Source organism: Streptomyces sp. NRRL S-646, assembly GCF_000720765.1.
Classification (GTDB): domain Bacteria; phylum Actinomycetota; class Actinomycetes; order Streptomycetales; family Streptomycetaceae; genus Streptomyces.
The window spans coordinates 20,523-47,490 of record NZ_JODC01000006.1 but is presented as its reverse complement, the minus strand read 5'-3'; the positions used below and the strand labels follow the sequence as shown (position 1 = coordinate 47,490).

The following is a 26,968-nucleotide window of genomic DNA, read 5'->3' as shown; positions in this document are numbered from 1 at the left end:
TTTGTGAGACTCCCGTTCTTCGTCTACGGCACCCTCCTCCCCGGCGAGGTCAACCACGACCTGTTCCTGCGCGGTCGCACAGAGGCTGAGGAGCCGGCGCGGCTGAACGGCGCGGTGCTGTACGACGGGCCCGGCTATCCCTACGCCGTCGACGATCCGGGCGGGGTGGTGTACGGGGAGCTTGTGACCGCACTGCCGCAGGAGTACGAGGAGTTGCTCGTCGCCCTCGACCGGCTGGAGGAATACGCCCCGGGTGATCCGCGCAGCCTCTACGAGCGCGTCGAGCGGCGAGTGAGCGGTGACGGCGCGACCGTACGCGCCTGGGTGTATGTGGCCGCTCCTGCCGTCGCCGCACGCCTGCGTGCCCGCGGGAAGCTGATCGAGAGCGGGGACTGGCGGATCAGGTGAGCATCTCCAGCCGCACCGCGCACGCCTTGAACTCCGGCATGCGAGAAGTCGGGTCGAGGGCAGGGTTGGTGAGGGTGTTGGCGCGGCCCTCGCCCGGCCAGTGGAAGGGCATGAAGACCGTGTCCGGGCGGATCGAGGTGGTGATGCGGGCCGGTGCGACGGCCCGTCCCCGGCGGGACACCACCGCCACCGGGTCGCCCTCCGCCGCCCCGAGCCGCGCCGCCAGCCGCGGGTGCAGCTCCACGAACGGCCCCGGCGCCGCGGCGTTCAGCTCGTCCACGCGGCGGGTCTGGGCGCCGGACTGGTACTGGGCGACGACCCGGCCGGTGGTCAGCAGCACCGGGTACTCGTCGTCCGGTTCCTCGGCGGACGCCCGGTGCGAGACGGGGACGAAGCGGGCCCGGCCGTCCGGGGTGGCGAAACGGTCGAGGAACAGGCGGGGGGTGCCGGGGTGGGCGCCCGCGGGGACGCCCTGGGCTGCGGTGTCCTCGCCGGATGCGGCCGACGAGGCGTCCTCGCCGTCCTGCACGTCCGCCGGACACGGCCAGAACACGCCGTTCTCGTCCGCCAGCCTGCGGTAGGTGATCCCCGAGTAGTCGGCCGGCCCGCCCGCGCTGGCCCGCCGCAGCTCCTCGAAGACCTCCTCCGCGTCGGTCGGGAAGCCCTTCTCCACGCCGAGCCGGTCGGCCAGTTCGTGCATGACCTCCAGGTCGCTGCGGACACCGTCGGGAGCAGTGATCGCGCGCCGCCGCAGCAGCACCCTGCCCTCCAGGCTGGTCGTCGTACCGGTCTCCTCCGCCCACTGGGTGACGGGCAGCACGACGTCCGCCAGTGCCGCCGTCTCCGACAGCACGACATCGCAGACGGCCAGGAAGTCGAGCGACTTGATGCGTTCCTCGATGTGCGCGGCACGCGGCGCCGACACGACCGGGTTGGACCCCATCAGCAGCAGGGACCTGATGTCCGTACCCAGCGCGTCCAGCAGTTCGTACGCACTGCGCCCGGGCCCGGGAAGCGAGTCCGGGTCCACGCCCCACACCTCGGCAACATGCCGCCGCGCCGCAGGGTCGTCCAGCTTGCGGTAGCCGGGCAGCTGGTCGGCCTTCTGGCCGTGTTCGCGCCCGCCCTGTCCGTTGCCCTGCCCGGTCAGACAGCCGTACCCGGACAGCGGGCGGCCCGCACGGCCGGTCGCCAGGCACAGGTTGATCCACGCGCCGACCGTGTCCGTGCCCTTGGACTGCTGCTCGGGGCCGCGCGCGGTCAGCACCATCGCGTTCTCCGGCTCGCAGAACAGCCGCACAGTTTCCCGCAGTTGGGGAACGGACACCCCTGTGATCCGTTCCACGTACTCCGGCCAGTGCGCCATCGCCGCCGCCCGGGCGTCCTCCCAGCCGGTCGTGCGCTCCTGGACGTACGCCTCGTCGACCCGCCCCTCGGCCACCACCAGGTGCAGCAGACCGAGCGCCAGCGCGAGATCCGTACCGGGCCTCGGTGCCAGATGCAGGTCGGCCTGCTCGGCGGTCTTCGTGCGGCGCGGGTCGACGACGATCAGTGTGCCGCCGTTCTCCTTCAGCTCGTTGAAGAACCGCAGCGAGGGCGGCATGGTATCCGCGAGGTTCGACCCGACCAGGATCACGCAGCCCGTCTTCGGGATGTCCTCCAGCGGGAAGGGCAGCCCCCGGTCCAGGCCGAACGCCTTGGTGCCGGCCGCCGCGGCCGACGACATGCAGAACCGCCCGTTGTAGTCGATCTGCGAGGTGCCGAGCACCACCCGCGCGAACTTGCCGAGCGTGTACGCCTTCTCGTTCGTCAGGCCGCCGCCGCCGAAGACGCCGACCGCGTCCGGGCCATGTTCCGTACGCGTCCGGCGCAGTCCCCCGGCGATCCGTTCCAGTGCCTCGTCCCAGGTGGCGGGCACCAGAACGCCCTCGGAGCGCACCAACGGGGAGGTCAGACGCACCCGGGACGAGAGTACGGCGGGCGCCGTACGGCCCTTGCCGCACAGCGCACCCCGGTTCACCGGGAAGTCCGCGCGCTCGCTCACCTCGACCGTGCCGTCCGGCGCGGGCGTCAGGTTCATCCCGCACTGCAGGGCGCAGTACGGGCAGTGCGTGGGCGTGGCGGAGATCTGCATGCCACTCAGCGTGCTTCGGCTGTGTTACGTGCGGGACGGCTCCTTGTTACGCGGGCGGCACGGCGACCTCCCGGCCGGGCGGGGGTGGCGGTGAGGCGCCCTTCACCGGGCGTCGGCCAGCGCCTTCGTGACCCCCGTTTCCTTCGGCCCGAGGAACCGCGGGTCCGGGTGGAACACGGCATCCAGGGCCGCCTTGCCGGCCGCGAAGATCTCGCGGGTACCCCCGTAGTACCAGGTCACGTCGTGCTTGGCGTCGACCCCGATGCCGTACGAGTCGACACCCGCCGCCTCGCACAGGGCGACCGCGCGCCGGACGTGGAAGCCCTGGCTGATGAGCACGGCCCTGTCGACGCCGAAGATCTTCTTGGCGCGGACGCAGGAGTCCCAGGTGTCGAAGCCCGCGTAGTCGCTGACGATCCGCCCGTCCGGGACGCCGTGCTTCTTCAGATACGTGCGCATGGCGTCGGGCTCGTCGTAGTCCTTGCGGCTGTTGTCGCCGGTGACGAGGACGACCTGGACACGGCCCTCGCGGTACAGCTCGGCGGCCGCTTTCAGACGGTTCGCGAGGTACGGGGAGGGCTCGCCGTTCCACAGGCCTGCACCGAAGACGACGGCGACCTCGGTGCGGGGTGCGTCGGCGGTCGTACGCAGCCGGTCGCCCGTCGTGACGTACAACCAGGTCACCGGCAGCAGCGCCAGCACACACCCGGCCATCACGGCCTGCACCAGCCTCCGCTGCCCGGCACGCGTGCGCGGCAGGCGCGGTCTGCGCAGCTTGCGTCGGCGCATCGGACGGTCCCCTCCCAGGTCGGCTTTCGACATTCAGGGACGCGATGTCAGGCCTCCCGGTTCACCGACAATACGTGACCAGTCTCACTCCGGGCGACGAAGCCGCAGGTCACGCCGCCTCACACACCCCCTGCACCCCGCCGTGAACCGCCGGAAAACACCCGTCATTCCTGTGCAATGGGACGGCAACCTCCCGCCGCCACCATCGGTCCATGACGCCGTCGAACCCTCCTCGCGACGAGTCCTTGACCGCCCACCTCGACAGTACGGCGCACCTCATGAACCGGATCAGCAGCCAGCTCGCCAGCCAGCTCAGCCTCGTCTCCCTGAACGGCAGACGGCGCCCCGGCCCTCCCGCGCTCGTCGTCGTCGCGCACGGCAGCCGCGACCCGCGCGCCCTGAGCACCGTCCGTACGCTCCTGGACCGCGTCCGCGAGCAGCGCCCGGGCCTGCCGGTCCACCTGGGCCACATCGAGCTGAACGACCCGCTGCTCCCGGACACGCTGGCCGGCCTCGGTACTCAGGAGGCCGTCCTCGTCCCTCTTCTCCTCGGCCGCGGCTACCACATCAAGCGGGACATCCCCGAGATGGCCGCCGAGTCGCAGGTACGCGCGCGCGTGGCCGGCGCTCTCGGCCCCCACCCCCTCCTGGTGGAGGCCCTGCACGCCCGCCTCGTCGAGGCCGGCTGGCGGACCCGCATGGACGAGGCCACCCGCCGCACCAGCGCCGTCGTCCTCGCCGCGGCAGGCTCCCGCGACCCGGAGTCGAAGATCGACACCAACCGCACGGCCGAACTGCTGGCGCAGCGCCTGGGCGTCCCGGTGGTCCCGGCCTACGCCACCACCGCCGCCCCCACGGTCCCGGACGCGATCAGCGCTTTGGCGGCGAGGGGTCGACACCGGGTGGCGGTGGCTTCCTACTTCACAGCCCCCGGCCGCTTCGCCACGGAGTCCGCGGAGGCGGCCCCGTGGATCGCTTCGGCTCCGCTGGGCACGCATCCTGCGATGGCACAGCTCGTCCTTCACCGCTACGACCAGGCACTCGCGACACCGATCAGCACGGCGCCGGAACTGGCGTCGGCCTGAACCGCCGGGTGACTGCGCTTCCCCAGGGGCGCGGGGCTGTGTCGATTTGCGGCTCCGCCGCGGGGCGCGACCAGCCACAACGGACCCACACCCGCAAAACATCGGAACCCGGCAGACGCTTACGCGAATTGTCAGTCCTTGCGCTTACTGTCGAGTCATGTCGTACGACGCGCAGTCAACAGAACGCTGGGCCCCCGAACCCGACAAACGCCCCGGCCGCACAGCCTTCCAACGCGACCGCGCCCGCATCCTGCACAGCTCAGCACTCCGCCGCCTGGCAGGCAAAACCCAGGTCGTCACCCCAGGAACCCGCAGCCAAGTATGGGACGCCAGTCCCAGAACCCGCCTCACCCACTCCCTGGAGTGCGCCCAGGTCGGCCGCGAACTGGGCGCAGCCCTCGGCTGCGACCCCGACCTCGTGGAAGCAGCCTGCCTCTCCCACGACCTCGGCCACCCCCCGTTCGGCCACAACGGCGAACAGGCCCTGAACGAATTCGCCGAGGACTGCGGCGGCTTCGAGGGCAACGCACAGTCCCTGAGACTCCTCACCCGCATCGAGCCCAAACGCTTCACCCCGGAGGGCTCCGTGGGCCTCAACCTCACCCGGGCCGCCCTGGACGCCGCCACCAAATACCCCTGGCCCCGAGGCGCCCACCCCACCGACCCGGCCTCCCCCAAGTTCGGCGTCTACGAGGACGACCGCCCCGTCTTCGACTGGGTCCGCAAGGACGCCCCGGGCACCCGCACCACCTTCGAGGCCCAGGTCATGGACTGGTCCGACGACGTGGCGTACTCGGTGCACGACGTCGAGGACGGCCTGCACGCCGGCCACATCGACCCCAACTGCCTGCACGCGGAGCCCGAACGCCAGGCGGTCTTCGCGGTCGCCGTCGGACGCTACGTCCCTGCCGGCACCGACCCGGCCGAACTCGCCGCCGCCCTGGACCGCCTCCAGGACCAGGAGTGGTGGCCGCACGGCTACGACGGCTCCGCGGTCGCCCAGGCCCGCCTCAAGGACGCCACCAGCCAGCTCATCGGCCGCTTCTGCCTCGCCGCCGAGACCGCCACGCGCGCGGCGTACGGCACCGGCCGCCTCACCCGCTACGACGCCGAACTCGTCGTACCGCACGAGACGCGGCTGGAATGCGCGGTACTCAAGGCCGTCGCCGACCGGTACGTCATGCAGCGCGCCGAGCAGGAGCTGCTGAGAGCCGACCAGCGGATCGTGGTCGCCGAGCTCGCCGAGGCGCTCACCGCCCGCGCCCCGGACGGCCTGGACCCCCAGTTCCGGGCCCTGTTCGACCAGGCAGGCGACGACCGCGCCCGCAAGCGGGTGATCGTCGACCAGATCGCCTCCCTCACCGACGCATCGGCCCGTTCGCTTCACGCGCGTCTGACGGAGCATCTGTGAGACTGACGGGACGCCGGGGGCGCCGAACGAGCCCGAATGTGACCCTCCGTGGCCTGATCGGGCCACTCCCTCTTCCCCCATCACGCTCCGTGCGGGACGCTCGCATGTGGCGGTAAAGCTGTGTTCTCTGGGGAGACACCCCCCAGACCCCGTAGGAGGCATCAAGTGGTCGACGCGGATCAGACATTCGTCATCGTCGGAGGCGGTCTCGCCGGCGCGAAAGCGGCCGAGACGCTCCGAGCGGAGGGCTTCACCGGCCGCGTGATACTGATCTGCGACGAACGCGACCACCCGTACGAGCGCCCTCCCCTCTCCAAGGGCTATCTGCTCGGCAAGGAGGAGCGCGACAGCGTCTTCGTCCACGAGCCGGCCTGGTATGCGCAGAACGACATCGAGCTGCACCTCGGCGAGACCGTCGACGCCATCGACCGCGAGGCGAAGACGGTCCGCTTCGGCGAGGACGGCACGCTCGTCCGCTACGACAAGCTCCTGCTGGCGACGGGCGCGGAACCGCGCCGCCTCGACATCCCGGGGACCGACCTGGCCGGCGTCCACCATCTGCGCCGCCTCGCGCACGCCGAGCGGCTCAAGCACGTGCTGACTTCCCTCGGCCGGGACAACGGGCACATCGTGATCGCCGGCGCCGGCTGGATCGGTCTGGAGGTCGCGGCGGCGGCCCGCGAGTACGGCGCCGAGGTCACCGTCGTCGAACCCGCGCAGACCCCGCTGCACGCGGTCCTCGGCCCCGAGCTCGGCAATCTCTTCGCCGAGCTGCACCGCGAGCACGGCGTCCGCTTCCACTTCGGCGCGCGGCTGACGGAGATCGTCGGCCAGGACGGCATGGTGCTTGCGGCCCGTACCGACGACGGCGAGGAGCACCCCGCGCACGACGTGCTCGCGGCGATCGGCGCGGCCCCCCGCATCGGTCTCGCGGAAGCCGCAGGCCTTCGGATCGCCGACCGTGCACACGGCGCCGGCGTCGTGGTCGACGAGCGCCTGCGCACCTCCGACCCCGACATCTACGCGGCCGGCGACGTGGCGTCCTTCCCGCACGCCCTCTTCGGCACCCACCTCCGTGTCGAACACTGGGCCAATGCCCTCAACGGCGGCCCGGCCGCGGCGCGCGCGATGCTCGGCCGGGACGTCACCTACGACCGTGTGCCCTATTTCTTCTCCGACCAGTACGACTTGGGGATGGAGTACAGCGGGTGGGCGCCCGCGGGTTCCTACGACGAAGTGGTGATCCGAGGGGACGCGGGCAAGCGTCAGTTCATCTCCTTCTGGATCAAGGAGGGCCGGGTGCTGGCCGGGATGAACGTGAACGTGTGGGACGTCACAGAGCCCATCCAGAAACTGATCCGCTCGAAGACACAGGTGAACACGGAGGCCCTGGCGGACCCGCACGTCGCTCTTGAGAGCCTGATCGCCTAGTCATCTGCCTGGTTCAGTCGTCTCGCGAGTGCGACCAGCCGCCCCAGAGGTGTCAGTCCGGCACCGTAGAATTCACGCGTGGCAGGACGGATCAACGACGAGGACGTGAAGGCGGTACGGGACGCGGTCCCGATCGACGCCGTGGTGTCCGAGTACCTCCAGCTGCGCAACGCGGGCGGGGGCAACCTCAAGGGCCTCTGTCCGTTCCACGACGAGAAGTCGCCGTCCTTCCAGGTCAGCCCGAGCAAGGGACTCTTCCACTGCTTCGGCTGCCAGGAGGGCGGCGACACCATCACCTTCGTGATGAAGGTCGACCACCTCTCCTTCTCCGAGGCGGTCGAGCGCCTGGCCGGCCAGGCCGGCATCACCCTCCGCTACGAGGAGGGCGGCTACAACCCCACCCACCAGCGCGGCGAGCGCATCCGCCTGGTCGAGGCCCACAAGATCGCCGCGCAGTGGTACGCCGAACAGCTCGCGACCGGCCCGGAGGCCGACACCGGCCGCAAGTTCCTCGCCGAGCGCGGCTTCGACCAGTCCGCCGCCGAGCACTTCTCCGTCGGCTACAGCCCCCAGGGCTGGGACCACCTCACCCGCTACCTCCGCGGCAAGGGCTTCACCGACAAGGAGCTCCTGCTCTCCGGCCTCTCCCAGGAGGGCCGCCGCGGCCCCATCGACCGCTTCCGCGGCCGCCTGATGTGGCCGATCCGCGACATCGGCGGAGACGTCGTCGGCTTCGGCGCGAGGAAGCTCTACGAGGCGGACAACGGCCCCAAGTACCTCAACACCCCCGACACGCCGATCTACAGGAAGTCCCAGGTCCTGTACGGCATCGACCTGGCGAAGAAGGACATCGCCAAGGTCAGTCGCGCGGTCGTCGTCGAGGGCTACACCGATGTGATGGCCTGCCACCTGGCCGGCGTCACGACCGCGATCGCGACCTGCGGCACGGCCTTCGGCGGCGACCACATCAAGATCCTCCGCCGGCTGCTGATGGACAACGGCTCGGCCCGTGTGATCTTCACCTTCGACGGCGACGCGGCCGGCCAGAAGGCGGCCCTGCGCGCCTTCGAGGACGACCAGAAGTTCGCCGCCGAGACCTACATCGCCATCGCCCCGGACGGCATGGACCCCTGCGAACTGCGCCTGGCGAAGGGCGACGAGGCGGTCGCGGACCTGGTCGAACCCCGTACGCCGCTCTTCGAGTTCGCGCTGCGCCAGATCGTCGTCCGCTACGACCTCGACACCCCGGCGGGCCGGGCCGCCGCCCTGGACGAGGCGGCCCCGATCGTCGCCCGCATCAAGAACAGCGGCGCCCAGCACGAGGTCGCCGTCCAGCTCGCCGGCATGCTCGGCATCCTCGACACCCAGTTCGTGGTCAAGCGGGTGGCCCAGCTGGCCCGTTGGGCCCGCGACCGCGGCGGCAAGGGCCCGGCCCCGGCGCGCGGCCCCCAGTCGTACGAGGCCGCGCCCCGCTCCTCGGGCCCGTCCGGCCCGGCCCTCAACCTCCGCAACCCCGTCTACGCCACCGAACGCGAACTCCTCAAACTCGCCCTGCAGCGCCCCGAGTTGGTCTCCCCGGCCTTCGACGCCTACGGCATGGACGAGTTCACCGCCGCGCCCTACGCCGCCGTACTCCAGGCGATCATGGAGGCGGGCGGCGCGGAGTACGGGGTACAGGACGCACAGGACTACCTCGTCCGCGTCCGCGAGGCCGCCCCGGACGACACGGTCCGCGCGATGGTCACGGAGCTGGCCGTCGAGGCGATCATGCGCCGCACGGTCGACGAGAACTATGCGGGCGAGCAGCTGGTGACCGTCCGCCGCCGGGCCGTGGAGCGCCGCGTCCGCGACATCCAGAGCACCCTCACCCGCCTCGGCACCCACTCGGACCCGGCACAACTGGCTGCGGTACAGAACGAATTGTGGGTACTCCAACAGTACGACCAGGCGCTGCGCGAGCACGGAGCCGCAGCACTCTGACTCTTCGCGTACGCCACGGTAACCGCGCGGTCACGGCCCGATTGCAAAAAGTCACCGCACGCCCCTCGTGGCGGCGATGTGTCGTACTCCACACTGGGTCCGGTGCCTGAGTCCTCGGAGCGCGGCCGACCCGTCCCGCACGGGTCGCACAACCCCGCGGTTCCGCTCATCGCGTACGGGACGGACAGCGGCGAGGCCGTCGACTCCGCTCCCGAAGCAGCGCTGCCGCACACCTCAGCAGCGATCATCCTGGAGGTCGCCCCCGTGCAGACCCAGACCCTCGCACAGACCGACAACAGTACGGACGGCACGGAGCCGGACGCCGCGACGGACGTTCTCGTCGCGGTCCCCCCGCAGACCCGTGTCGCGCACCACCCCGAGGCGGACCCGGAAGGCCCGCCCGAGCCGGCCGAACCGCCCGCAGAGGCGCTGGAGGCCGCGGAGGACCCCGAGCCCGTGGAACCGCCGCGTGCCCGCGCCGCAGACACCGGCGCCCCGTCCTCGGACCTGTTCCGCCAGTACCTGCGCGAGATCGGCCGCATCCCCCTGCTGACCGCGGCCGAGGAGGTCGAGCTCGCCCGCCGTGTCGAGGCCGGCCTGTTCGCCGAGGAGAGGCTCAGCACCGCGCCCGACCTGGACAGCCAGCTCGCCCTCGACCTGGACCGCCTCGTCGTGATGGGCCGGATGGCCAAGCGCCGCCTCATCGAGGCGAATCTGCGGCTCGTGGTGTCCGTGGCCAAGCGGTACGTCGGCCGCGGGCTGACCATGCTCGACCTGGTCCAGGAGGGAAACCTGGGCCTGATCAGGGCAGTTGAGAAGTTCGACTACGCCCGCGGGTACAAGTTCTCGACGTACGCGACCTGGTGGATCCGCCAGGCCATGTCCCGGGCCCTCGCCGACCAGGCCCGGACCATACGGGTCCCGGTCCACGTGGTCGAGCTGATCAACCGGGTCGTGCGCGTCCAGCGCCGCATGCTGCAGGAACGCGGCTACGAGCCCACGCCGGAAGAGGTCGCCGACCACCTCGACCTGCCCCCCGAGCGGGTCAGCGAGGTCCTCCGCCTGGCCCAGGAACCCGTCTCCCTGCACGCCCCGGTGGGCGAGGAGGACGACGTGGCCCTCGGCGACCTCATCGAGGACGGCGATGCCACCTCGCCGGTGGAGTCGGCGGCGTTCCTGCTGCTCAGGGAGCATCTGGAGGCGGTCCTGTCCACGCTCGGAGAGCGCGAGCGCAAGGTGGTCCAGCTCCGGTACGGCCTGGCGGACGGCCGCCCCCGCACGCTGGAGGAGATCGGCCGCATCTTCGGCGTCACGCGGGAACGCATCCGCCAGATCGAATCGAAGACCCTGAACAAGCTGCGGGATCACGCATTCGCGGACCAGCTGAGGGGCTATCTGGACTGACGCCGTCTGCGGGCCGGTGGGGGCTGATCGCGCAGTTCCCCGCGCCCCTTAAAAGCCGCTGCAGCCGCCGCAGCTGCGGGCAGTCGTGCCGCTGGGGCGGCGCCCGTCCCAAAGAGAGCGCCACCCCGCAAGCGCGGGCAAGTGCACCCACCCGGCCTCAGCCCCAGCGCCGGGCAACAGTTCAGTCGACCTCAGCCACGGCCTGCGCGAACTGAGCCTTGTACAACCGCGCATAGGCGCCGCCTGCGGCAAGCAGCTCCGCATGCGCGCCCTGCTCCACGATCGACCCGTTCTCCATCACCAGAATCGTGTCCGCGTCCCGGATCGTCGACAGCCGGTGCGCGATCACGAACGACGTACGCCCGTGCGCCAGCTTCGCCATCGCCTTCTGGATCAGCACCTCGGTCCGGGTGTCCACCGACGAGGTCGCCTCGTCCAGCACGAGAATCGTCGGGTCGGACAGGAACGCCCGCGCGATGGTGATGAGCTGCTTCTCACCGGCGCTGACCCCCGTGCCCTCGTCGTCGATCACGGTGTCGTACCCGTCGGGCAGCGTCCGCACGAACCGGTCGGCGTGTGCGGCCCGCGCCGCCTCCTCGATCTCGCCCCGGGTGACGTCCCGGGACGCCCCGTACGCGATGTTCTCCGCGATCGTGCCGCCGAACAGCCAGGTGTCCTGCAGCACCATGCCGATCCCGGCCCGCAGTTCGTCCCGGGACATCGTCGCGATGTCGACGCCGTCGAGAGTGATCCGCCCGCCGGAGACCTCGTAGAACCGCATGAGCAGGTTGACCAGCGTGGTCTTGCCCGCTCCCGTCGGTCCGACGATCGCGACCGTGTGCCCGGGTTCCGCCTTCAGGGACAGGTCCTCGATCAGCGGCTTCTCGGGGTCGTAGCGGAAGGAGATGCTCTCCAGTTCCACCCGCCCCCGCAGCTCCTCGGGCCGCTCGCCGCGCACCGGATCCGCCTCCTGCTCCTCCGCGTCCAGGAGTTCGAAGACCCGCTCGGCCGAGGCGACACCCGACTGCACCAGGTTCGCCATCGACGCGACCTGCGTCAGCGGCATCGAGAACTGCCGCGAGTACTGGATGAAGGCCTGCACATCACCGATGGACAGCGCGCCCGAGGCGACCCGCAGACCGCCGACCACCGCCACCAGCACATAGTTGAGGTTCGACACGAACATCATCAGCGGCTGCATGACCCCGCTGTTGAACTGCGCCTTGAACCCGGCCTCGTACAGCGCGTCGTTCTGCTCGGCGAACTGCTTCGCCGACTCCTCCTGCCGCCCGAACACCTTCACCAGCGTGTGGCCGGTGTACATCTCCTCGATGTGGGCGTTGAGCTTGCCGGTGGAGCGCCACTGCTGCACGAAGTGCGGCTGCGACCGCTTGCCGACGCGCGTGGCGACCACGAACGAGAGCGGCACCGTCACCAGCGCCACCAGCGCGAGCAGCCACGACACCCAGAACATCATCGCCAGCACACCGATGATCGTCAGCAGCGAGTTGATGAGCTGGCCCATCGACTGCTGCAGCGTCTGCCCGATGTTGTCGATGTCGTTGGTCGCCCGGGACAGCACCTCACCGCGCTGCCGCTTGTCGAAGTACGACAGCGGCAGCCGCGACAGCTTCGCCTGCACGTCCTCGCGCAGCCGGAACATCGTCCGGTTCACGGCCCGGTTCACCAGCCGTGTCGCCACCGCCATCAGCAGACCGGCGACGAAGAACGTGCCCAGCGCGAGCAGCAGTACGTCGCCCACCGCGCCGAAGTCGATGCCCTTGCCCGGGGTGAAGTCGGTGCTGCGGAGCATGTCGGCGACCTGGCCCTGCCCCCGATGCCGCATGGACGCGAGGACTTCGTCCTTCGTGGCCCCGGACGGCATCTGCCGCCCGATGATGCCGGCGAACACCAGGTCGGTGGCCTTGCCGAGGATCTTCGGCCCGACCACGTTCAGACCGACGCTCACGACCACGCAGAACAGCAGCACGCAGATCGTCAGCCGTTCCGGCTTGAACTGGGAGATCAGGCGTTTGCCCGACACCTTGAAGTCCATCGAACGGCTGTCGGGACCGCCGCCCTGGCCCATCATCCGTGCCATCGGCCCGGCCATCAGGCAGCCTCCGCTTCCGTCAGCTGGGAGAGCACGATCTCCCGGTAGGTCTCGTTGTCCGCCATCAGCTCGTGATGGCGGCCGGTCCCGACGACACGTCCTTCGTCGAGTACGACGATCCGGTCCGCGTCCCGGATGGTCGCCACCCGCTGGGCGACGATCACGACGGTCGCCTCCGCGGTCTCCTGCGCGAGCGCCGCCCGCAGCGCCGCGTCGGTCGCGTAGTCCAGGGCGGAGAAGGAGTCGTCGAAGAGGTAGATCTCGGGGCGCTGCACCAGCGTCCGCGCGATCGCGAGCCGCTGCCGCTGACCACCCGAGACGTTGGTGCCGCCCTGCGCGATGGGGGAGTCGAGGCCGTTCTCCAGCTGCTCGACGAAGTCCTTGGCCTGCGCCACCTCCAGCGCGTGCCACAGCTCCTCGTCCGTGGCGTCCGGATTGCCGTAGCGCAGATTGGTCGCCACCGTCCCCGCGAACAGGTACGGCTTCTGCGGCACCAGCCCGACCGTTCTGGCGAGCAGCTTCGGGTCGAGCGTCGCGACGTCCGTGCCGTCGACGAGCACCTCGCCGTCGGTCGCGTCGAACAGCCGAGGGACCAGCCCGAGCAGCGTGGACTTGCCGCTGCCGGTCGAGCCGATGACGGCGGTCACCTCGCCGGGCCGCGCCACCATGTCGATGCCCTTGAGCACGGGCTCCTCGGCGCCCGGATAGCGGAACCCGGCACCCCGGATCTCCAGATGCCCGTGCCGGCGCAGCTCCGTGACCGGCGTGACGGGCGGCACCACGCTCGACGAGGTCCCGAGGACCTCCTCGATCCGCTCGGCGCACACCTCCGCACGCGGCACCATCATGAACATGAAGGTGGCCATCATCACGGACATGACGATCTGCATCAGATAGGCGAGGAACGCGGTCAGGTCACCGATCGCCATCCCACCGCTGTCGATGCGATGCGCGCCGAACCACACCACCGCGATCGACGACAGGTTCACCACCGTCATCACGATCGGGAACATCAGCGCGAGCATGTTGCCGGTGGCCAACTGCATCTCGGTGAGGTCGGTGTTCGCCTTACGGAAACGATCCTTCTCGTAGTCGTCCCGCACGAACGCCCGGATCACACGGTTGCCGGTGATCTGCTCGCGCAGCACCCGGTTCACCGTGTCGAGCCGCACCTGCATGGCCCGGAACAGCGGCCGCAGCCGCCGTACGATCAGCGTCACGCAGATGCCCAGCGTCGGCACCACGGCGACCAGCACCCCGGAAAGCGGCACGTCCAGGCCGAGCGCCAGCACGATCCCGCCGACGCACATGATCGGCGCCGACACCATCAGCGTGAACGTCATCAGGGCCAGCATCTGGACCTGCTGTACGTCGTTGGTCGTACGGGTGATCAGCGAGGGCGCCCCGAAGTGCCCGACCTCCCGCGCCGAGAAGGACTGCACCCGGTCGAACACTGCCGCCCGGACGTCCCGGCCGACCGCGGAGGCGGTCTTGGCGCCGTAGTACACGGCACCCGTGTTGCACACGACCTGCGCCAGCGAGATGCCGATCATCAGGGCGCCGAAGGAGAGGATGTAGCCGGTGTCACCCTTCACGACGCCGTTGTCGATGATGTGCGCGTTCAGCGTGGGCAGGTAGAGGGTGGCGCAGGTCTGCAGGAACTGCAGCAGCACCAGCAGGGCTATGGGTTTCTTGTAGGGCCTGAGGTAGGTCCGCAGAAGTCGTATGAGCACGCTACGTCTCTCGGAGTCGGCGGCGGGGCGGGCTTGATGCCCCAGGCTCCTATCGTCGGACACTCCACCCGTGTTACCTCAACCGATTAAGCCGACAGCAGTGCTCCGTACCGCCTTATGGGCGGAAAGCGCCGGGGTGTGTCTGTTCCCGGACGGAAACGAACTGCTGCCGTACCGCCTGTCCCACCGCCAGCTCGTCGCCCGGCTCCAGCACCTGTCCGGTCGCGCCCTGCCAGACCGGCGGGTTGCGCGGATCGAGCCGGCCCTGCGAGACCCCGAGCGCCCAGGCGGCCTGCCGGGCGGCACCGATCGCCGCATAGTCCGCGGGCTGCGGCACGACGACCTGCGCCCCGAAGAGCATGGGCGCCGCCGCCTGCACCGCAGGCAGCTCGGCGGCCGCCCCCAGCAGGAAGATCCGCCGCACCTCGACACCCCGGCCGCGCAGGACGTCCAGCGCGTCCGCGAGCCCGCACAGCATGCCCTCGAACGCCGCCCGCGCCAGATGCTCGGCCTTCATCGACTCCCGACGCAGCCCGGCCAGTGACCCGGCCGTGTGCGGCAGGTTCGGCGTCCGCTCACCCTCCAGATAGGGCAGGAGCACGAGCCCGTGGGCGCCCGGAGTCGACTTCATCGCCAGCTCGGACAGGCCCTCCAGATCGGGCAGCCCGAGCAGCTCGGCGGTCCCGCGCAGGGTCCGTACGGCGTTCAGCGTGGTGACGACCGGCAGATGCATGCCCGTCGCGTCGGCGAGGGACGTGATCATCCCGGTGCTGTCGACGAGTGCCTCGGGGTGTACGGCCATGACGGACCCGGAGGCGCCGAGCGACACCACCGCGTCACCGAGCCCGATGCCCAGCCCGAAGGCGGCGGACATGGTCTCCCCGGTCCCGGCGGAGATCAGCAGCCCCTCGGGAGTCGTACCGGCGGCGTCCGCAGGCCCGATCACCTCCGGCAGCATCGCCTGGTGGCCGAGCGCCAGCTCGACGAGATCGGAACGGTAGCTGCCGGTCGCCGCCGACCAGTAGCCGGTGCCGGAGGCGCCGCCCCGGTCGGTGGTCCTCCTGACCGGTCTGCCCAGCAGCTGCCACACCAGCCAGTCGTGGGCCTGCATCAGCATCGCGGTGCGCAGGGCTGCATCGGGTTCGTTCTTGGCGAGCCACCGCAGCTTGGTCACCGGCTGCGCGGCCTGCGGCACACACCCCACCGCCTGCGCCCACGCCTCCCGCCCGCCGAGCGCGTCGATCAGATCGGCGGCCGCGACCTGCGCACGCTTGTCGCCGCCGACCAACGCCGGGCGCACGGTGCCGCCCTGTGCGTCCAGTGGCACGACCGCGTTCTGCTGCGCCGACACGCCGATGGCCTGCACGCCTTCGAGGAGCCCGCCGCCGGCCGCTTCACCGAGGGACAGCAGCCAGGCCTGCGGGTCGACGTCGGCGGGCCGGTCGCCGTCCACCGGATGCGGGGCATACCCCTGCCTGAGCACGGTGCCCGTGTCCGTGTCACAGACGACGATGCGAGTGAAATCGGGTGCACTGTCCAACCCGGCGACTATCCCCATGGCGAAAATTCTATGGGCCCTGCGCCGCAGGGGTGTATGCGCTTCGCCGGGGGCGGGCGCGTCGTGGCAGGTGAGCTGCTACGAGTTGCTGGTGCCCCAGTCGTCCTCCGCTGCGCCGTTGGTGTTGCGCTCCCGCAGGGAGCGGACCCGCTGGGCCACCGAGGCGGGAACGTGGTCGCCGACCTTGTCGCTCACCGCGTGGTACGCCTTGCCGGCGAACTCGCGGCTCTGCTGGGCGGCCGACTCCGCGGTGTTGCGGACGGCGGGGTTCTCCGCGACCTGACGCGCGGACTTCTTCAGCTGCTCGTAGCGCTCGCGACCGGCACGTGTGCCGAGGACGTAACCCAGAGCCAGTCCGACGACGAACGTGAGCTTGTAGCGCATGGCGGAGCCACCCTTCCGTCCTTGGGGAGTACCGATTGGCGGAGCACCCCCCTGCTTGCGCTAATGTATGTGTCGCAGCGAGCGCCCGCCCCCTGGCGAATACCCAGGAAGGCACGTTCGATGCAACGAGGCATTCCTCCGTAGCTCAATTGGCAGAGCAGCCGGCTGTTAACCGGCAGGTTACTGGTTCGAGTCCAGTCGGGGGAGCTCGGTCCTCCGTAGCTCAATTGGCAGAGCAGCCGGCTGTTAACCGGCAGGTTACTGGTTCGAGTCCAGTCGGGGGAGCACAAGAAGAGGACCCCCTTGGGGTCCTTTTTCATGTGGGCGGGAACCGCGCAGGCGGCGGTGCAGTCTCCATGGGCGTGCGAAGTCGACCATCCGAAGCAGGAGATCGTATGAGCGGCTATGCTGCGGCAGACGGCGCGCACAAATGTGCGCGACACGCCGCTATGGGGCGGTAGCTCAGCCGGTTAGAGCAGCGGACTCATAATCCGTCGGCCGTGGGTTCGAGTCCCACCCGCCCCACCCATCGCGGGTCAGAAGAAACGTTCTGACTCGCTGGAACGTTCTGATCCCCCGGGCCGCTGTCCGGCCGTTCCCGCCAACGCCGGGGCGTTGGTGCGGTGTTGTGCTTGTCGGTGTGGTGTGAAGAGGGGGGCCTCGGCGCCGGCATTGCGCGTACCCTCGCGCCCAAGGAGGGCGCCATGGCCGGGCACGCGAAACCGATCAGGATGTGGTGGCTGGTCACGCTGACCGCCGTGACCATGGCGGTCATAGCGGTCGTTCTCGTGCTCCAGGCCGACTCCGGTGAGGCGACCCCGCCCAGGCCGACCGACACTCCCTCGGCCACCTCGTCCGTCCTCGGGTAGGGCAGTTCTCAGCCCGCTTCTTCGCGCAGCCCGTCGCGCAGGCGGCGCAGGTCGTCGGCGTGCCGGCCCAGGCCGTTGAGGCGCAGGCGGGTGGCCTCCGTGCGGGGGTCGGGGCGGAGCGTGAAGGCCAGGTCGAGGGACTCGCGCAGCATCCAGAGGTCGTAGGCGAGCAGCCGTGCCGCGTGGGCCTGCGCCCGCTGCAGGTCCGGGTCGCTGAGTTCGAGGTCCTGCAGGCGGGTGCGCAGGCGGTGCAGGGTGCTGCTCTGGCGGCTGCACATGCGTGCCGTCTGACGGGAGACGGGGCCCGGGTCCCCGCAGGCGGCCACCGCCGCGTCGGCCGGTGTCTGGGCGGCCACCGCCTCGTCCAGGACGGCGACCAGGGCGAGCAACTGGGCCCGGTGCGAAGGGCGGGCGGGGGCCGGACGGTGGTGGAGGCGGGTGAGCGTCCGTGCGGTACGGAGCCACCGGACGGTGCCGGGGGATGTGCGTATGCGCATGGCTCCAGTGTGCGCCGCGGACGTCGGGAGCCGTTCGGTTCGGTCAGTACGGGGCGGCCGTCTTGCGTTCCGGCTCGGTCAGGGGCGGGCCTTGCAGGTGTGGTTTCTTCGGGCCGAAGAGCATGGGGATCAGCATGTCGGGCGAGAAGAGGCGGGTGGCGGGCTTCTCCAGGCTCATGACGTCCAGGAGGGCGCCGAGGGCACGGGGGTTGCGGGCTCCGGTGGCCACGGCGCGGTCGACGAAGCGGGCGAGGAAGCGCTCCAGAGCGTTCGGGGGAGTGTCGGTGGCGCCGGGGTAGAACGCGTCCTGCCCCACGGCCAGGTCCCAGGCAGCGGCGACCGGGCGGGCCGCGGCGCGCTGGACGCGTCGGGCGGTGCCTGGGGCGGTGAGGGCGGTGGAGCGCAGGACGGTGCGGAGGCTGAGGGCGCACTGGGCGGCGACGGTGAGCCCGTGGCCGTAGACCGGGTTGTATCCGGCGATCGCGTCGCCGAGGACGGTGAAGCCGTCCGGCCAGGGCCGCATCTTCTCGTAGTAGCGGCGGCGGTTGGCGGTGCTGCGGGTGGTGGCGACCTCGCCGAGCGGCTCCGCGTCCTTGATCAGTTCGCCGATGACCGGGTCGCCGAGGGCGAGGGCGAAGTCCGTGAAGGTGTCGGGGTCGGGGCCGGGTTCGCCGCCTCGGGTGCCCGAGAGCGTGACGATCCAGCGGTCGCCCTCGATGGGCACGATGATGCCGCCACGGCCCGGCGCCTTCGCGGCGTTCGCCTGGACGTTGACGAGCGGGAAGCCGCTGTCCGCGGCCGTGCCCGGGGCCCGGTAGAGGCGGGTGGCGTAGGCGACGCCGGCATTCACCTCGCGCTCGGTGACCTGCGGCAGGCCGAGGCCGGTCAGCCAGCGGGGGGCGTGCGAGCCGCGGCCGGAGGCGTCGACCACCAGGTCGGCGGGCAGGGCGAGTTCCTCGTCCCCCGTGCGGACCTGGACGCCGGTGACGCGGTCCTGGTCGCCCTGCAGGGCCAGCGCCGTGGTGTTCTGGCGGAGGGTGATGCGCGCGTCGGCGAGGACGCGGGTGCGTATCACCGCGTCGAGCAGGTCGCGGGAGCACACCAGGTTGCGGTGGTGGGTGGAGGTGAAACGGCGGAACCAGATCTCGTTCGGGGCCCGGGAGACCATGTCGCCCATGATGTGCACCAGGCGGGCGCCGTTCGCGACGATCTCCGCGGTGAGGCCGGGCAGCAGCTCGTCGAAGGCCTTGACCCCGCCGCTCCACACGAGGTGTGCGTGCCGGGCCTGGGGAACGCCGCGGCGCGGCTCGGGCCCTTCGGGGAGCGTGTCGCGTTCGACGACCGTGACGTCGGCGAACTCGGCGAGGGCGGCGGCGGCGAACAGGCCGCTGATGCTGCCGCCGACGACTACGGCGCGGGGGCGGCGGGCGGTGGGTCTGTCAGGCATGGGTGATCTTGCTTTCTGTTTGCGGCTCCGCCGCGGGGTGGTCTGTTTGCTGCGGGTGCGTGGGGGCTGGTCGCGCCCCGCGGCGGAGCCGCATATCGATACAGCCCCACGCCCCTTTGGGGCGCTGTCCGACCGCAGCGTCATCAGGGCGGCGTAGTTCCCGGGAGATGGACTCGATGTCGGCGGTGATGTGGGTACTGGTCGCGGCGGTGTCGGGCGTGGGCGGGGCTCCCGAGCTCCGGGCGGCCAGGGCGGCGCGGACCGTGACCGCGCCTGCCGTCCCACGCGCCCTCGACTCGTCGTGGCCGGCGGCCCGCGCGGCCTCGTAGGCCTGTTGGTGGAGGCTCTGGTCGAAGTACGGGGTGAGCAGGCGCAGCCCGTCGTGGATGTGCTGCCGGCGCTGCATCAGGCGCAGGTCCAGCGGCGCCCAGAAGCCGAGCCGGGCCGGTGCCGCCGACGCACCGAGGACGCGCACCGCCCGCCACAGCGGCCGTAGCCGCCGATGCTCGCGCTGGTCGCGGATCCACCGCTGCAGGAACGGTCCCACCTGCGGCACGAGGAACCCGAGCGCCACCAGGGCGGCCTCCATGAGCGCGAAGGGCGGGGCGGCGCCGGTGCTGAGGGCGTCCCAGTCGTGGCCCGACCAGCGGGCGCCGACCGCCGTCAGCTTCGCCGCGTCGAAGAGCAGGCCCGAGGCGAAGCCGAGCTGCAGGAGCACGACCCCCGACTTCAGCCAGCGGTTCTCGACCTCCGGGAACCACTTCCACAGCATCGAGGCGGCGACCAGGGACGACACCATGTGCGCGGTCAGGTAGAGCAGGATGTGCTCCCGCATCCACGGGGTCGAGGCGTAGTAGGTGTCCAGGTCGTAGATCCGCGGCTCGGGCGCGTGTGCCGGCAGGAACGTCACCCAGAGGGCGACGACGACACCGGCGTACACCCAGTAGATGCGGCGCATCCTGCGGCGGCGGCGCTCGGACGGCTCCTCCCGCCAGCGGATGATCATCGTCAGACCGGTGGCGCAGAATGCGGTGAGGAACGAATAGGCCCAGGGCGAGGCGATGTTGGGCACACCTGTCAGCTCGTTGAGGCGCTCGATGTTGACCGGTGTGATGACGACCAGGACGGCCGTCGCCGAGGCCAGCAGCACCGTGGTCGCCCGTACGTCGGGGTCGCGCCAGGCGCGTACGAACGTGGGGAGCTTGACGAGGAGCGCGGTGGCCAGCAGGGCGGTGGGCACGGCATAGGGGATGCGGAAGTGAGGGTCCATCAGGGCTGTCATCAGAGGATGCGTCCGCCGCGGTGGCCCAGGGACAGGTTGATACGGCCCTCCACGGTGGCCGGTGTCACCGGGCCCTGCGCGTACCGGCCCGTCATCCAGGTGCGGACCTCGCGGGCGAACAGCAGGCCGAAGGTCTCCGCGTCCACCTCGTGGTCGTCGGCGGAGGCGGACCTGGCCGCCACCGTGCGGCAGACCTCGCGGGGAACCTCCTCGGAGGCGAGGACCTGCTGTGCGGCCCGTCCCAGTGCCCCGGGTGGCCGGCCGAGGGTGCGGGCGGCCGCCGGGCCGATGGCGTGGTCGCCGCAGGTGCCCTGCTCCTCGTGCCACAACTCGTGGCCCAGGATGACCAGTTGGGCCTCTGGGACCGTGCTCTCCTCGACCACGATGAGGGAACGGTCCCCGCAGTCCAGGCGCAGGCCCGACACCGGGATGTCCGGCGGGAACGTCCGGAACAGCAGCTGGATGGGCCGCCCGACGCGGACGCCCATGACCCGGCAGAACTCCTCCATCACGGCCCGCGGTTCGGCCGGCCGGGCGATCGACTTCGACGCCTCCCGGCCCAGCCCGGCGAGCAGCGACTTCATCGCCTTGGTGGTCATCGGGCGGTGCCCCCCTCGCCTGCCTGCTGCGGGACGGCCGACCTGATGACACCCTCCATGAGCCGGTCCGGCTGCTCGGGTGTCGTCGTGCCGTGGCGCCGCAGATCGGTGGCCTTCACTCCGTAACGGTCCATCAGGGCCAGTATGGGGCCCAGCTGTTCGACCCGTCCCTCCAACTCCCGCAGGACCGGCAGGAGTACGCCGTCCTGGCCGCCGGCTCCCGCGGGTCGAGCAGGTCCGGGAGGGCCGGGCCCTGCTCTTCGGCGAATGCGTCGAGAGGCGCCGGCCGGAAAACGATCGTTGAACGGTCAGCTGTCACGTCGTTGAACGGTCCAGGTGTTACGCAGAGCGAGAACTGAGCCCTGGGAGGACGATGAGAGGAGGAGTGTCGACAGGTCGACAGAAGGAGGCCCCCCATGGCCAACGACCGATCCGCGACGGCGACGAAGACCCCTCCCTCCGTCACCTTCGGCAAGACGGAACGGGAGGACCATCCCTGGGAGATACAGCTCGTCAAGCACCAGGAACGCACCGAGTCCGCGGAGTTCCGCGCCGCGAAGGACACCGCGAACAAGATCCTCAAGGAGCTGGCGACGACGGAGCGGCCGTACGGGCCGGGGCCGTACGAGATGCACCACGGCGGCAGTCTCTGGGTGATGACGGACGCGGGGTGGCGGATGTTCCGGGCCCGGGTCGGCATCGAGTGGAGCATGCAGTTCTGTGCCGACCCCGCGAAGGTCGACCGGCTGCGGCAGGAGGCCGCCGACCTCGTCGCCGCCTTCCCGAAGACCCTTCCCGCGCTGGAGGCCCTCGGCTACAAGCGGGCCCGCAAGCTGCTGGAGACCCCGATCACGGACGCCGAGGGCGTCGCGGCCTGGACCGACTCGCTCTTCAACGCCTGCGTGCCGCTGACCCGAGGGGACCACCAGGGGGTCCTGCCCAAGGCGGCCGGTGAGCACCACTACCCCTGGCCGATCAAGGGCGCCGACTACATCCGGTACGACGACTTCAACCTGTGGGTGACGCTGCCCGACGGCACCCACGCCGGTGTCGCCCCGGTGGGCGCCCGCGGCTCCGGCGACGGACGCCTGCGTATCGTCCACGCCCGGCACGGCACACCGGCCGGGGACGTCCTGGCCAAGGCGCAGCGGCGCCGCGTCATGGCCGTACTCCCGGCGGACAGCCCGATGGCCCTGGAGGCGTTCCAGCAGCAGATAACGCCCGGGGCGCGCACCGCGGCCGCCCGGCCGCGTTCCCGCGGCGCGCGCGGCAGTACCCGCCGGGCCGGTTAGGCGGGCCGTGGTCATGCCGCGCAGGATCGTCGTCTGCCTGGACGGCTCGGGCAACCAGGTGGGCGCCCGCAACCCCACGAACGTGGTCAGGTTCTACGAGATGCTGGAGACGGGCGACCCGTCGAGGCAGCTGCTCTACTACGACCCCGGGGTCGGCACCATGTCGTCGGCCACCGCGCGCGGGCCGCTGGGCCGCGGGCTGTCCCGGCTCGGCGGCCTCGCCTTCGGAACGGGGCTGAGGGCCAACCTCACCGAGGCGTACACGTACCTCATGCAGCACTGGCAGCCGGGGGACGCGGTGTACGTCTTCGGGTTCAGCCGCGGCGCCTACACGGCCCGTGCGCTGGTCGGGATGCTCAACAAGCCGGGGCTGATGCGGCCGGGTGCGGAGAACCTGGTGCCGTATGCGGTGGCGAAGTACGCGTTCAATCAGTCCATCGGAATCGACAAGAGCGAGCAGGAGGTCGCCCGCTTCTCGCACGCCTTCTGTCTGCGCACCGAGGGCGAGCCGCTGTGGGAGCAGGTGAAGCGCAACGACCCCCGGCAGGTCTCGCACCACGCCCTGCCGGTGGCCTACCTGGGCGTCTGGGACACCGTGAAGGCGGCCGGCCTTCTCCGCCTGGGCAATCTGCGCTGGCCGTACACCCACTCCCTGCCCAACGCCGCCCGCATCCGCCACGCCGTGTCCCTCGACGAGCTGCGGCGCCCGTACCGGGAGTTCCTCGTCAAGCCCCGCAGCCCCGGCCCCGACACGGACACGAGCACGGCGGAGGAGGTGTGGTTCGCCGGGGTGCACTGCGACGTCGGCGGCACCTTCGACCACGCCCCGGACGCACCCCTGCTCTCCACCATCCCCCTCAAGTGGATCACCGACGGTGTCAGCGACGACCTGGACTTCCGGCCGGGCGCCTACGGGGCGGCGACCACGGTGACCGAGGCCTTCGCCGACGCCCCCGTCCACCACAACGGCAGAGCGTGGATCCTCGTGGGCAGGCGTGCACGTCCCGTGCCTCCCGAGGCGGTGCTCCACTGGAGCGTCCGGCTGCGCCGGGAACGGGACCCCGGCTACCGGCCGGACCTGGCCGGACGCGAGGGCTGGGCCGACCCCGACTGGTTCAAACCCGCTCGGGCATAGGGGGCTAATGGGTTTCTAAGGGTCGTACTCCTCCCGGGGGAGTAGCGAGTTCTGCTCCGGGTCGTGCTGCGGAGGCATGGGAGGTGCCTCCGTGGGCACGATGTGCCGAAGTGGCGCGCGGACCAGGCTGGTTCACGTCAGCCAGCCGGTCCGAGGAGGGCGTCATGAACCGTCAGACCCGCGTCCGTGTCAACCGCAGGCCCGCCACGCCCCGCGACACCACCATCGACCGCAGGACACCTTCGGGGCGGATCCTGCCGTACTGACACCGCACGGGGTCCTGGGTGGAGTGAGAGCCGTCCGTCGGGGTACGCGGACTGACATCCAGGGAGCGGTGGGGCAGGGGAGGCGGTGGTGAGCATGCACGTCGACGGGAGTGGTCGGCAGTGACCCCCGCCGACGGCGCAGGCCTGGCCCCCTTCGTGCACCCCGCCCTCCTCTACGGCGACGAGGGCGAGTACCTCGCGGGCACCGTCCCCTTCGTCCGGGACGCCCTCGCGGCCGGCGAGCCCGTCGCCGTGGCCGTGCCCGCGGAGCGCCTCCGGCTGATCCGGGAGGCGCTGGGCGAGGACGCCCCTGCCGTGCGGTTCCTGGACATGCGGGAGGCCGGGCGCAACCCCGGCCGGATCATCCCGGCGGTGCTGCGCGCCTTCGCCGACGCCCAGCCGCCCGGCACACACGTGAGCATCATCGGCGAGCCGATCTGGGCCGGCCGCACACCGGCCGAATACCCCGCCTGCGTGCAGCACGAGGCGCTGATCAACGCGGCCTTCCGGGGCCGGAGCGCGACCATCCTGTGCCCGTACGACATCCGGCGCCTCGAACCGCAGGTCGTCGCGGACGCCTGCGCCACCCACCCAACCCTCGTCCGGGCCGGCTCCGGGCGGCACGAGGAGAGCGGGGCCTACGCCCCAGCGGACGTCGTGGCCCGCTACAACGAACCGCTGCCGCCCGTACCGGACGTCCCGCCCTCCCTGTGCTTCCGCTTCGACACGGACTCCCTCTCCGAGGCCCGGCACCTCGCCGTCGACGAGGCCGTACGCCTCGGCCTCGCGTCCCGCCGGGTCGAGGACCTGGCGCTGGTCACCGCCGAACTGGCCACCAACAGCGTGGTGCACGGCGGCGGTTCGGGTGCGCTCGGCGTGTGGGCCGAGGACGGGCACGTGGTGTGCGAGGTGCGCGACAAGGGCCACCTGACCGACCCGCTGGCCGGCCGCCGGCCCGTCCCGCGTGAACAGTACGGCGGCCGTGGGCTCCTCATGGTCAACCTCATCGCGGACCTGGTGCGCGTGCACACCGGGCCGGGCGGCACCACCGTGCGCTGCTGGTTCGCCCGCTGACCAGCGGCCGGCCCGCTTCGGTGTGCCCGGCGTGTGCAGGTGCGCTCCGCGGCGGGGCCGCATGTCGGTACAGCCCCGCGCCCCACCGGGGCGCGGCGGGCACGCCGGCAGGGCCATCGGCTTCCTCCTCCGCATCGTCGTAGCGTGAAGGTATGCGCGTGCTGGTCGTCGAGGACGAGGAGCGGTTCGCGGCCGGGCTCAGGGACGGGCTGGAGGCCGAGGGTTTCGCCGTGGACGTCGCGCCCGACGGGGTGGACGGGCTGTGGCTGGCGAGGGAGAACGCCTACGACGCGATCGTCCTCGACATCATGCTGCCGGGACTCAACGGCTACCGGGTCTGCCGGGCGCTGCGCGGCGAGGGCGACTGGACGCCGATCCTCATGCTCACCGCCAAGGAGGGCGAGTGGGACGAGATCGAGGGCCTCGACACCGGCGCCGACGACTATCTGACCAAACCGGTCTCGTACGGGGTGCTCCTCGCCCGGCTGCGGGCGCTGCTGCGCCGTGAGGCCCGGGAGCGGCCCGCCGTCCTCGCCGCCGGTGACCTGCGGCTCGACCCCGCGACCCGCACCGTCACCCGGGCGGGCAGGGGCGTCGAGGTCACCGCGCGTGAGTTCGCCGTCCTGGAGTTCCTGTTGCGCCGGGCCGGCGAGGCGGTGTCCAAGCGGACGATCCTCGACCACGTCTGGGGCGACGACTTCGAGGGCGATCCGAACATCGTCGAGGTGTATGTACGACGGCTGCGCAACAAGGTCGATCGGCCCTTCGGGCGGCGGTCGCTGCTGACGATGTGGGGGCACGGGTATCGGCTGGTGCCCGATGACGGGTGAGCGGCGGCAGCAGCGGCGCCTGCGGGCCGTGCGCGTGCGGGCCACGCTCATCGCCGTGCTGGCCGTGGCGATCGCCCTGGTCGCGGGAGGCACGGCGCTCGTGCTCGGGCTGCGCTCCGAACTCTCGGGCGATGTCCGGGACGCGGCGCGGGCCCGGGCGCAGCAGGTGGCCCGGGTGATCGACGCGGGACGCGGGGTGCCCGCCCCGACCGTGACCGATCCCGCCGAGGAGTTCCTACAGGTCGTGGACGCGACGGGCAAGGTGGTCGCAGCCAGCAGCAATGTCAGGGGACAGCCGGCGCTGGCCCGGCTGAAGCCCGGCGCGAGCGCATCCGTCCGCACGCCCCTCGACGAGGACCCCTTCCTCGTGGCCGCCGTCGGCGCCCGGGACGGCGACCGGCAGCTCGTCGTCCTCGACGGCCGGGCGCCCGCCGGGGTCGCCGAGGCCACCTCGACGGTCACCCGGCTGCTGCTCATCGGCCTGCCCGTGCTGCTGGTGCTCGCGGCCGCCGCGACCTGGGCCGCCGTGGGCCTGGCGCTGCGCCGCGTGGCCCGCGCCGAGGCGGCCCAGCGCCGCTTCGTCTCCGACGCCTCGCACGAACTGCGCTCCCCGGTCGCCGCCGTGCGCCAGCACGCCGAGGTCGCCCTCGCCCACCCGGAGCGGGCCGATGCGCAGGCGCTGGCGGGGACGGTGCACGACGAGGCCGTACGCATGCAGCGCCTCGTCGACGACCTGCTGCTGCTCGCCCGCGCCGACGAGGGCGCACCCGCGGCCCCCAGGCGGCCCGTGGACCTCGACGACCTCGTCCTGGAGGAGCTGCGGCGGCTGCGCTCGACGACCGGTCTGCGCATCGACGGCACCGCGGTGGGCGCGGCACGGGTGGCCGGCGACGAGGACGCGCTGCGCCGCCTGGTGCGCAACCTCGGGGAGAACGCGGCACGTCACGCACGCGCGCGCGTGGCGTTCACGCTGGCCGACCCGGGCGACGGGCGGGTGCGGCTGGTCGTCGAGGACGACGGCCCCGGTATTCCGGCCGCCGACCGGGCCCGGGTCTTCGAGCGGTTCGTACGGCTCGACGAGTCCCGTTCGCGCGGGGCGGGCGGCGCCGGGCTGGGCCTTGCGATCGTCGCCGAGGTGGCGGCGGCGCACGGCGGGAGCGTGCGGGTGGAGGACGTGGCACGCTTCGTGGTGACCCTGCCGTCGGGGGAGCGGAACTGAACGCTCCGTCAGCTGTGTTCAGCCTCTG

Annotated in this window: 23 protein-coding genes and 3 tRNA genes; 15 read left to right on the top strand and 11 right to left on the bottom strand. The window is 71.4% G+C overall.

Going from position 1 to position 26,968, the window contains the following annotated elements:
• Window positions 1–3 precede the first annotated feature (3 nt).
• Window positions 4–408: a gamma-glutamylcyclotransferase family protein gene (locus tag IH68_RS0113755; protein WP_030933845.1), complete on the top strand. Its 405-nt coding sequence runs from the start codon at window positions 4–6 to the stop codon at window positions 406–408.
• Here IH68_RS0113755 and IH68_RS0113750 read toward each other — a convergent pair.
• Both IH68_RS0113750 and IH68_RS0113745 read right to left on the bottom strand, forming a co-directional pair.
• Entirely contained in the window at window positions 401–2,542 is a 2,142-nt protein-coding gene (locus tag IH68_RS0113750; protein ID WP_030933840.1) for a molybdopterin oxidoreductase family protein, read from the bottom strand. The two genes, IH68_RS0113755 and IH68_RS0113750, sit on opposite strands and share 8 nt — an antisense overlap.
• Before the next feature lie 102 nt (window positions 2,543–2,644).
• Window positions 2,645–3,331, bottom strand: a complete 687-nt coding sequence (locus tag IH68_RS0113745) for a SanA/YdcF family protein (protein WP_030933837.1) — start codon at window positions 3,329–3,331, stop codon at window positions 2,645–2,647.
• A gap of 212 nt (window positions 3,332–3,543) precedes the next feature.
• Between IH68_RS0113745 and IH68_RS0113740 the strand changes: the two genes are divergently transcribed.
• The 5 genes from IH68_RS0113740 to IH68_RS0113720 all read left to right on the top strand — a co-directional run bounded on the left by IH68_RS0113740 (window position 3,544) and on the right by IH68_RS0113720 (window position 10,642).
• The gene (locus IH68_RS0113740) at window positions 3,544–4,416 is read left to right on the top strand and encodes a sirohydrochlorin chelatase (protein ID WP_030933834.1); all 873 of its coding nucleotides are present in this window, start codon (window positions 3,544–3,546) and stop codon (window positions 4,414–4,416) included.
• A gap of 157 nt (window positions 4,417–4,573) precedes the next feature.
• A complete protein-coding gene (locus IH68_RS0113735; protein ID WP_030933829.1) occupies window positions 4,574–5,827 on the top strand; it encodes a deoxyguanosinetriphosphate triphosphohydrolase in 1,254 nt (417 codons plus the stop codon).
• Window positions 5,828–5,992: 165 nt separating this feature from the next.
• Window positions 5,993–7,258: an NAD(P)/FAD-dependent oxidoreductase gene (locus tag IH68_RS0113730; RefSeq protein WP_030933828.1), complete on the top strand. Its 1,266-nt coding sequence runs from the start codon at window positions 5,993–5,995 to the stop codon at window positions 7,256–7,258.
• A gap of 78 nt (window positions 7,259–7,336) precedes the next feature.
• The gene (gene dnaG, locus IH68_RS0113725) at window positions 7,337–9,238 is read left to right on the top strand and encodes a DNA primase (RefSeq protein WP_030933825.1); all 1,902 of its coding nucleotides are present in this window, start codon (window positions 7,337–7,339) and stop codon (window positions 9,236–9,238) included.
• 102 nt (window positions 9,239–9,340) lie between these two features.
• The gene (locus IH68_RS0113720) at window positions 9,341–10,642 is read left to right on the top strand and encodes an RNA polymerase sigma factor (RefSeq protein WP_030933821.1); all 1,302 of its coding nucleotides are present in this window, start codon (window positions 9,341–9,343) and stop codon (window positions 10,640–10,642) included.
• Window positions 10,643–10,823: 181 nt separating this feature from the next.
• On the opposite strand, the gene IH68_RS0113715 is transcribed toward IH68_RS0113720, so the two are convergent.
• From IH68_RS0113715 to IH68_RS0113700, 4 genes are all read right to left on the bottom strand, one after another.
• The gene (locus IH68_RS0113715; protein WP_030933818.1) at window positions 10,824–12,755 is read right to left on the bottom strand and encodes an ABC transporter ATP-binding protein; all 1,932 of its coding nucleotides are present in this window, start codon (window positions 12,753–12,755) and stop codon (window positions 10,824–10,826) included.
• On the bottom strand, window positions 12,755–14,488 hold the full coding sequence (locus tag IH68_RS0113710) for an ABC transporter ATP-binding protein (protein ID WP_030933815.1): 1,734 nt from the start codon (window positions 14,486–14,488) through the stop codon (window positions 12,755–12,757). Before IH68_RS0113710 ends, IH68_RS0113715 begins: the two co-directional genes overlap by 1 nt.
• Window positions 14,489–14,603: 115 nt before the next feature.
• A complete protein-coding gene (locus IH68_RS0113705; RefSeq protein WP_030933812.1) occupies window positions 14,604–16,046 on the bottom strand; it encodes an FGGY family carbohydrate kinase in 1,443 nt (480 codons plus the stop codon).
• Between the two features lie 78 nt (window positions 16,047–16,124).
• Entirely contained in the window at window positions 16,125–16,430 is a 306-nt protein-coding gene (locus tag IH68_RS0113700) for a hypothetical protein (protein WP_030933809.1), read from the bottom strand.
• A 134-nt stretch (window positions 16,431–16,564) separates the two neighbouring features.
• Here IH68_RS0113700 and IH68_RS0113695 point away from each other — a divergent pair.
• The 4 genes from IH68_RS0113695 to IH68_RS56360 all read left to right on the top strand — a co-directional run bounded on the left by IH68_RS0113695 (window position 16,565) and on the right by IH68_RS56360 (window position 17,299).
• Window positions 16,565–16,637: transfer RNA gene (locus tag IH68_RS0113695), tRNA-Asn, on the top strand.
• A gap of 5 nt (window positions 16,638–16,642) precedes the next feature.
• Window positions 16,643–16,715 (top strand) — tRNA-Asn (locus tag IH68_RS0113690).
• Between the two features lie 166 nt (window positions 16,716–16,881).
• Window positions 16,882–16,955, top strand: a tRNA-Ile gene (locus tag IH68_RS0113685).
• Between the two features lie 179 nt (window positions 16,956–17,134).
• Complete coding sequence (locus IH68_RS56360; protein WP_159403675.1) at window positions 17,135–17,299, top strand: hypothetical protein; 165 nt, start codon at window positions 17,135–17,137, stop codon at window positions 17,297–17,299.
• Between the two features lie 8 nt (window positions 17,300–17,307).
• Here the strand turns inward: IH68_RS56360 and IH68_RS0113675 are convergent, their stop codons facing one another.
• From IH68_RS0113675 to IH68_RS0113655, 5 genes are read right to left on the bottom strand one after another with little or no spacing between them, the layout of a single operon-like run.
• Window positions 17,308–17,796, bottom strand: coding sequence for a hypothetical protein (locus IH68_RS0113675; protein ID WP_030933806.1), 489 nt, complete (start codon window positions 17,794–17,796; stop codon window positions 17,308–17,310).
• Window positions 17,797–17,839: 43 nt separating this feature from the next.
• The gene (locus IH68_RS0113670; protein ID WP_030933803.1) at window positions 17,840–19,243 is read right to left on the bottom strand and encodes an NAD(P)/FAD-dependent oxidoreductase; all 1,404 of its coding nucleotides are present in this window, start codon (window positions 19,241–19,243) and stop codon (window positions 17,840–17,842) included.
• Window positions 19,236–20,513, bottom strand: a complete 1,278-nt coding sequence (locus tag IH68_RS0113665) for an MAB_1171c family putative transporter (RefSeq protein ID WP_234341352.1) — start codon at window positions 20,511–20,513, stop codon at window positions 19,236–19,238. Before IH68_RS0113665 ends, IH68_RS0113670 begins: the two co-directional genes overlap by 8 nt.
• 11 nt (window positions 20,514–20,524) lie before the next feature.
• The gene (locus IH68_RS0113660; RefSeq protein WP_030933796.1) at window positions 20,525–21,124 is read right to left on the bottom strand and encodes a hypothetical protein; all 600 of its coding nucleotides are present in this window, start codon (window positions 21,122–21,124) and stop codon (window positions 20,525–20,527) included.
• Window positions 21,121–21,258: a hypothetical protein gene (locus IH68_RS0113655; protein WP_159403674.1), complete on the bottom strand. Its 138-nt coding sequence runs from the start codon at window positions 21,256–21,258 to the stop codon at window positions 21,121–21,123. Before IH68_RS0113655 ends, IH68_RS0113660 begins: the two co-directional genes overlap by 4 nt.
• 282 nt (window positions 21,259–21,540) lie before the next feature.
• Here IH68_RS0113655 and IH68_RS0113650 point away from each other — a divergent pair, with 282 nt between their 5' ends.
• From IH68_RS0113650 to IH68_RS0113625, 5 genes are all read left to right on the top strand, one after another.
• A complete protein-coding gene (locus IH68_RS0113650) occupies window positions 21,541–22,416 on the top strand; it encodes a DUF6424 family protein (RefSeq protein WP_030933790.1) in 876 nt (291 codons plus the stop codon).
• A 13-nt stretch (window positions 22,417–22,429) separates the two neighbouring features.
• Window positions 22,430–23,551 carry a DUF2235 domain-containing protein gene (locus IH68_RS0113645; RefSeq protein ID WP_030933786.1) on the top strand — a complete coding sequence of 374 codons (1,122 nt, stop codon included), beginning with the start codon at window positions 22,430–22,432 and terminating at the stop codon, window positions 23,549–23,551.
• Window positions 23,552–23,937: 386 nt separating this feature from the next.
• On the top strand, window positions 23,938–24,891 hold the full coding sequence (locus tag IH68_RS0113635) for an anti-sigma factor RsbA family regulatory protein (protein WP_030933783.1): 954 nt from the start codon (window positions 23,938–23,940) through the stop codon (window positions 24,889–24,891).
• Between the two features lie 152 nt (window positions 24,892–25,043).
• Window positions 25,044–25,721 carry a response regulator transcription factor gene (locus IH68_RS0113630; protein WP_030933780.1) on the top strand — a complete coding sequence of 226 codons (678 nt, stop codon included), beginning with the start codon at window positions 25,044–25,046 and terminating at the stop codon, window positions 25,719–25,721.
• The gene (locus IH68_RS0113625) at window positions 25,711–26,940 is read left to right on the top strand and encodes a sensor histidine kinase (protein WP_037884807.1); all 1,230 of its coding nucleotides are present in this window, start codon (window positions 25,711–25,713) and stop codon (window positions 26,938–26,940) included. The genes IH68_RS0113630 and IH68_RS0113625 overlap by 11 nt, the downstream gene beginning before the upstream one ends.
• Window positions 26,941–26,968: the final 28 nt, after the last annotated feature.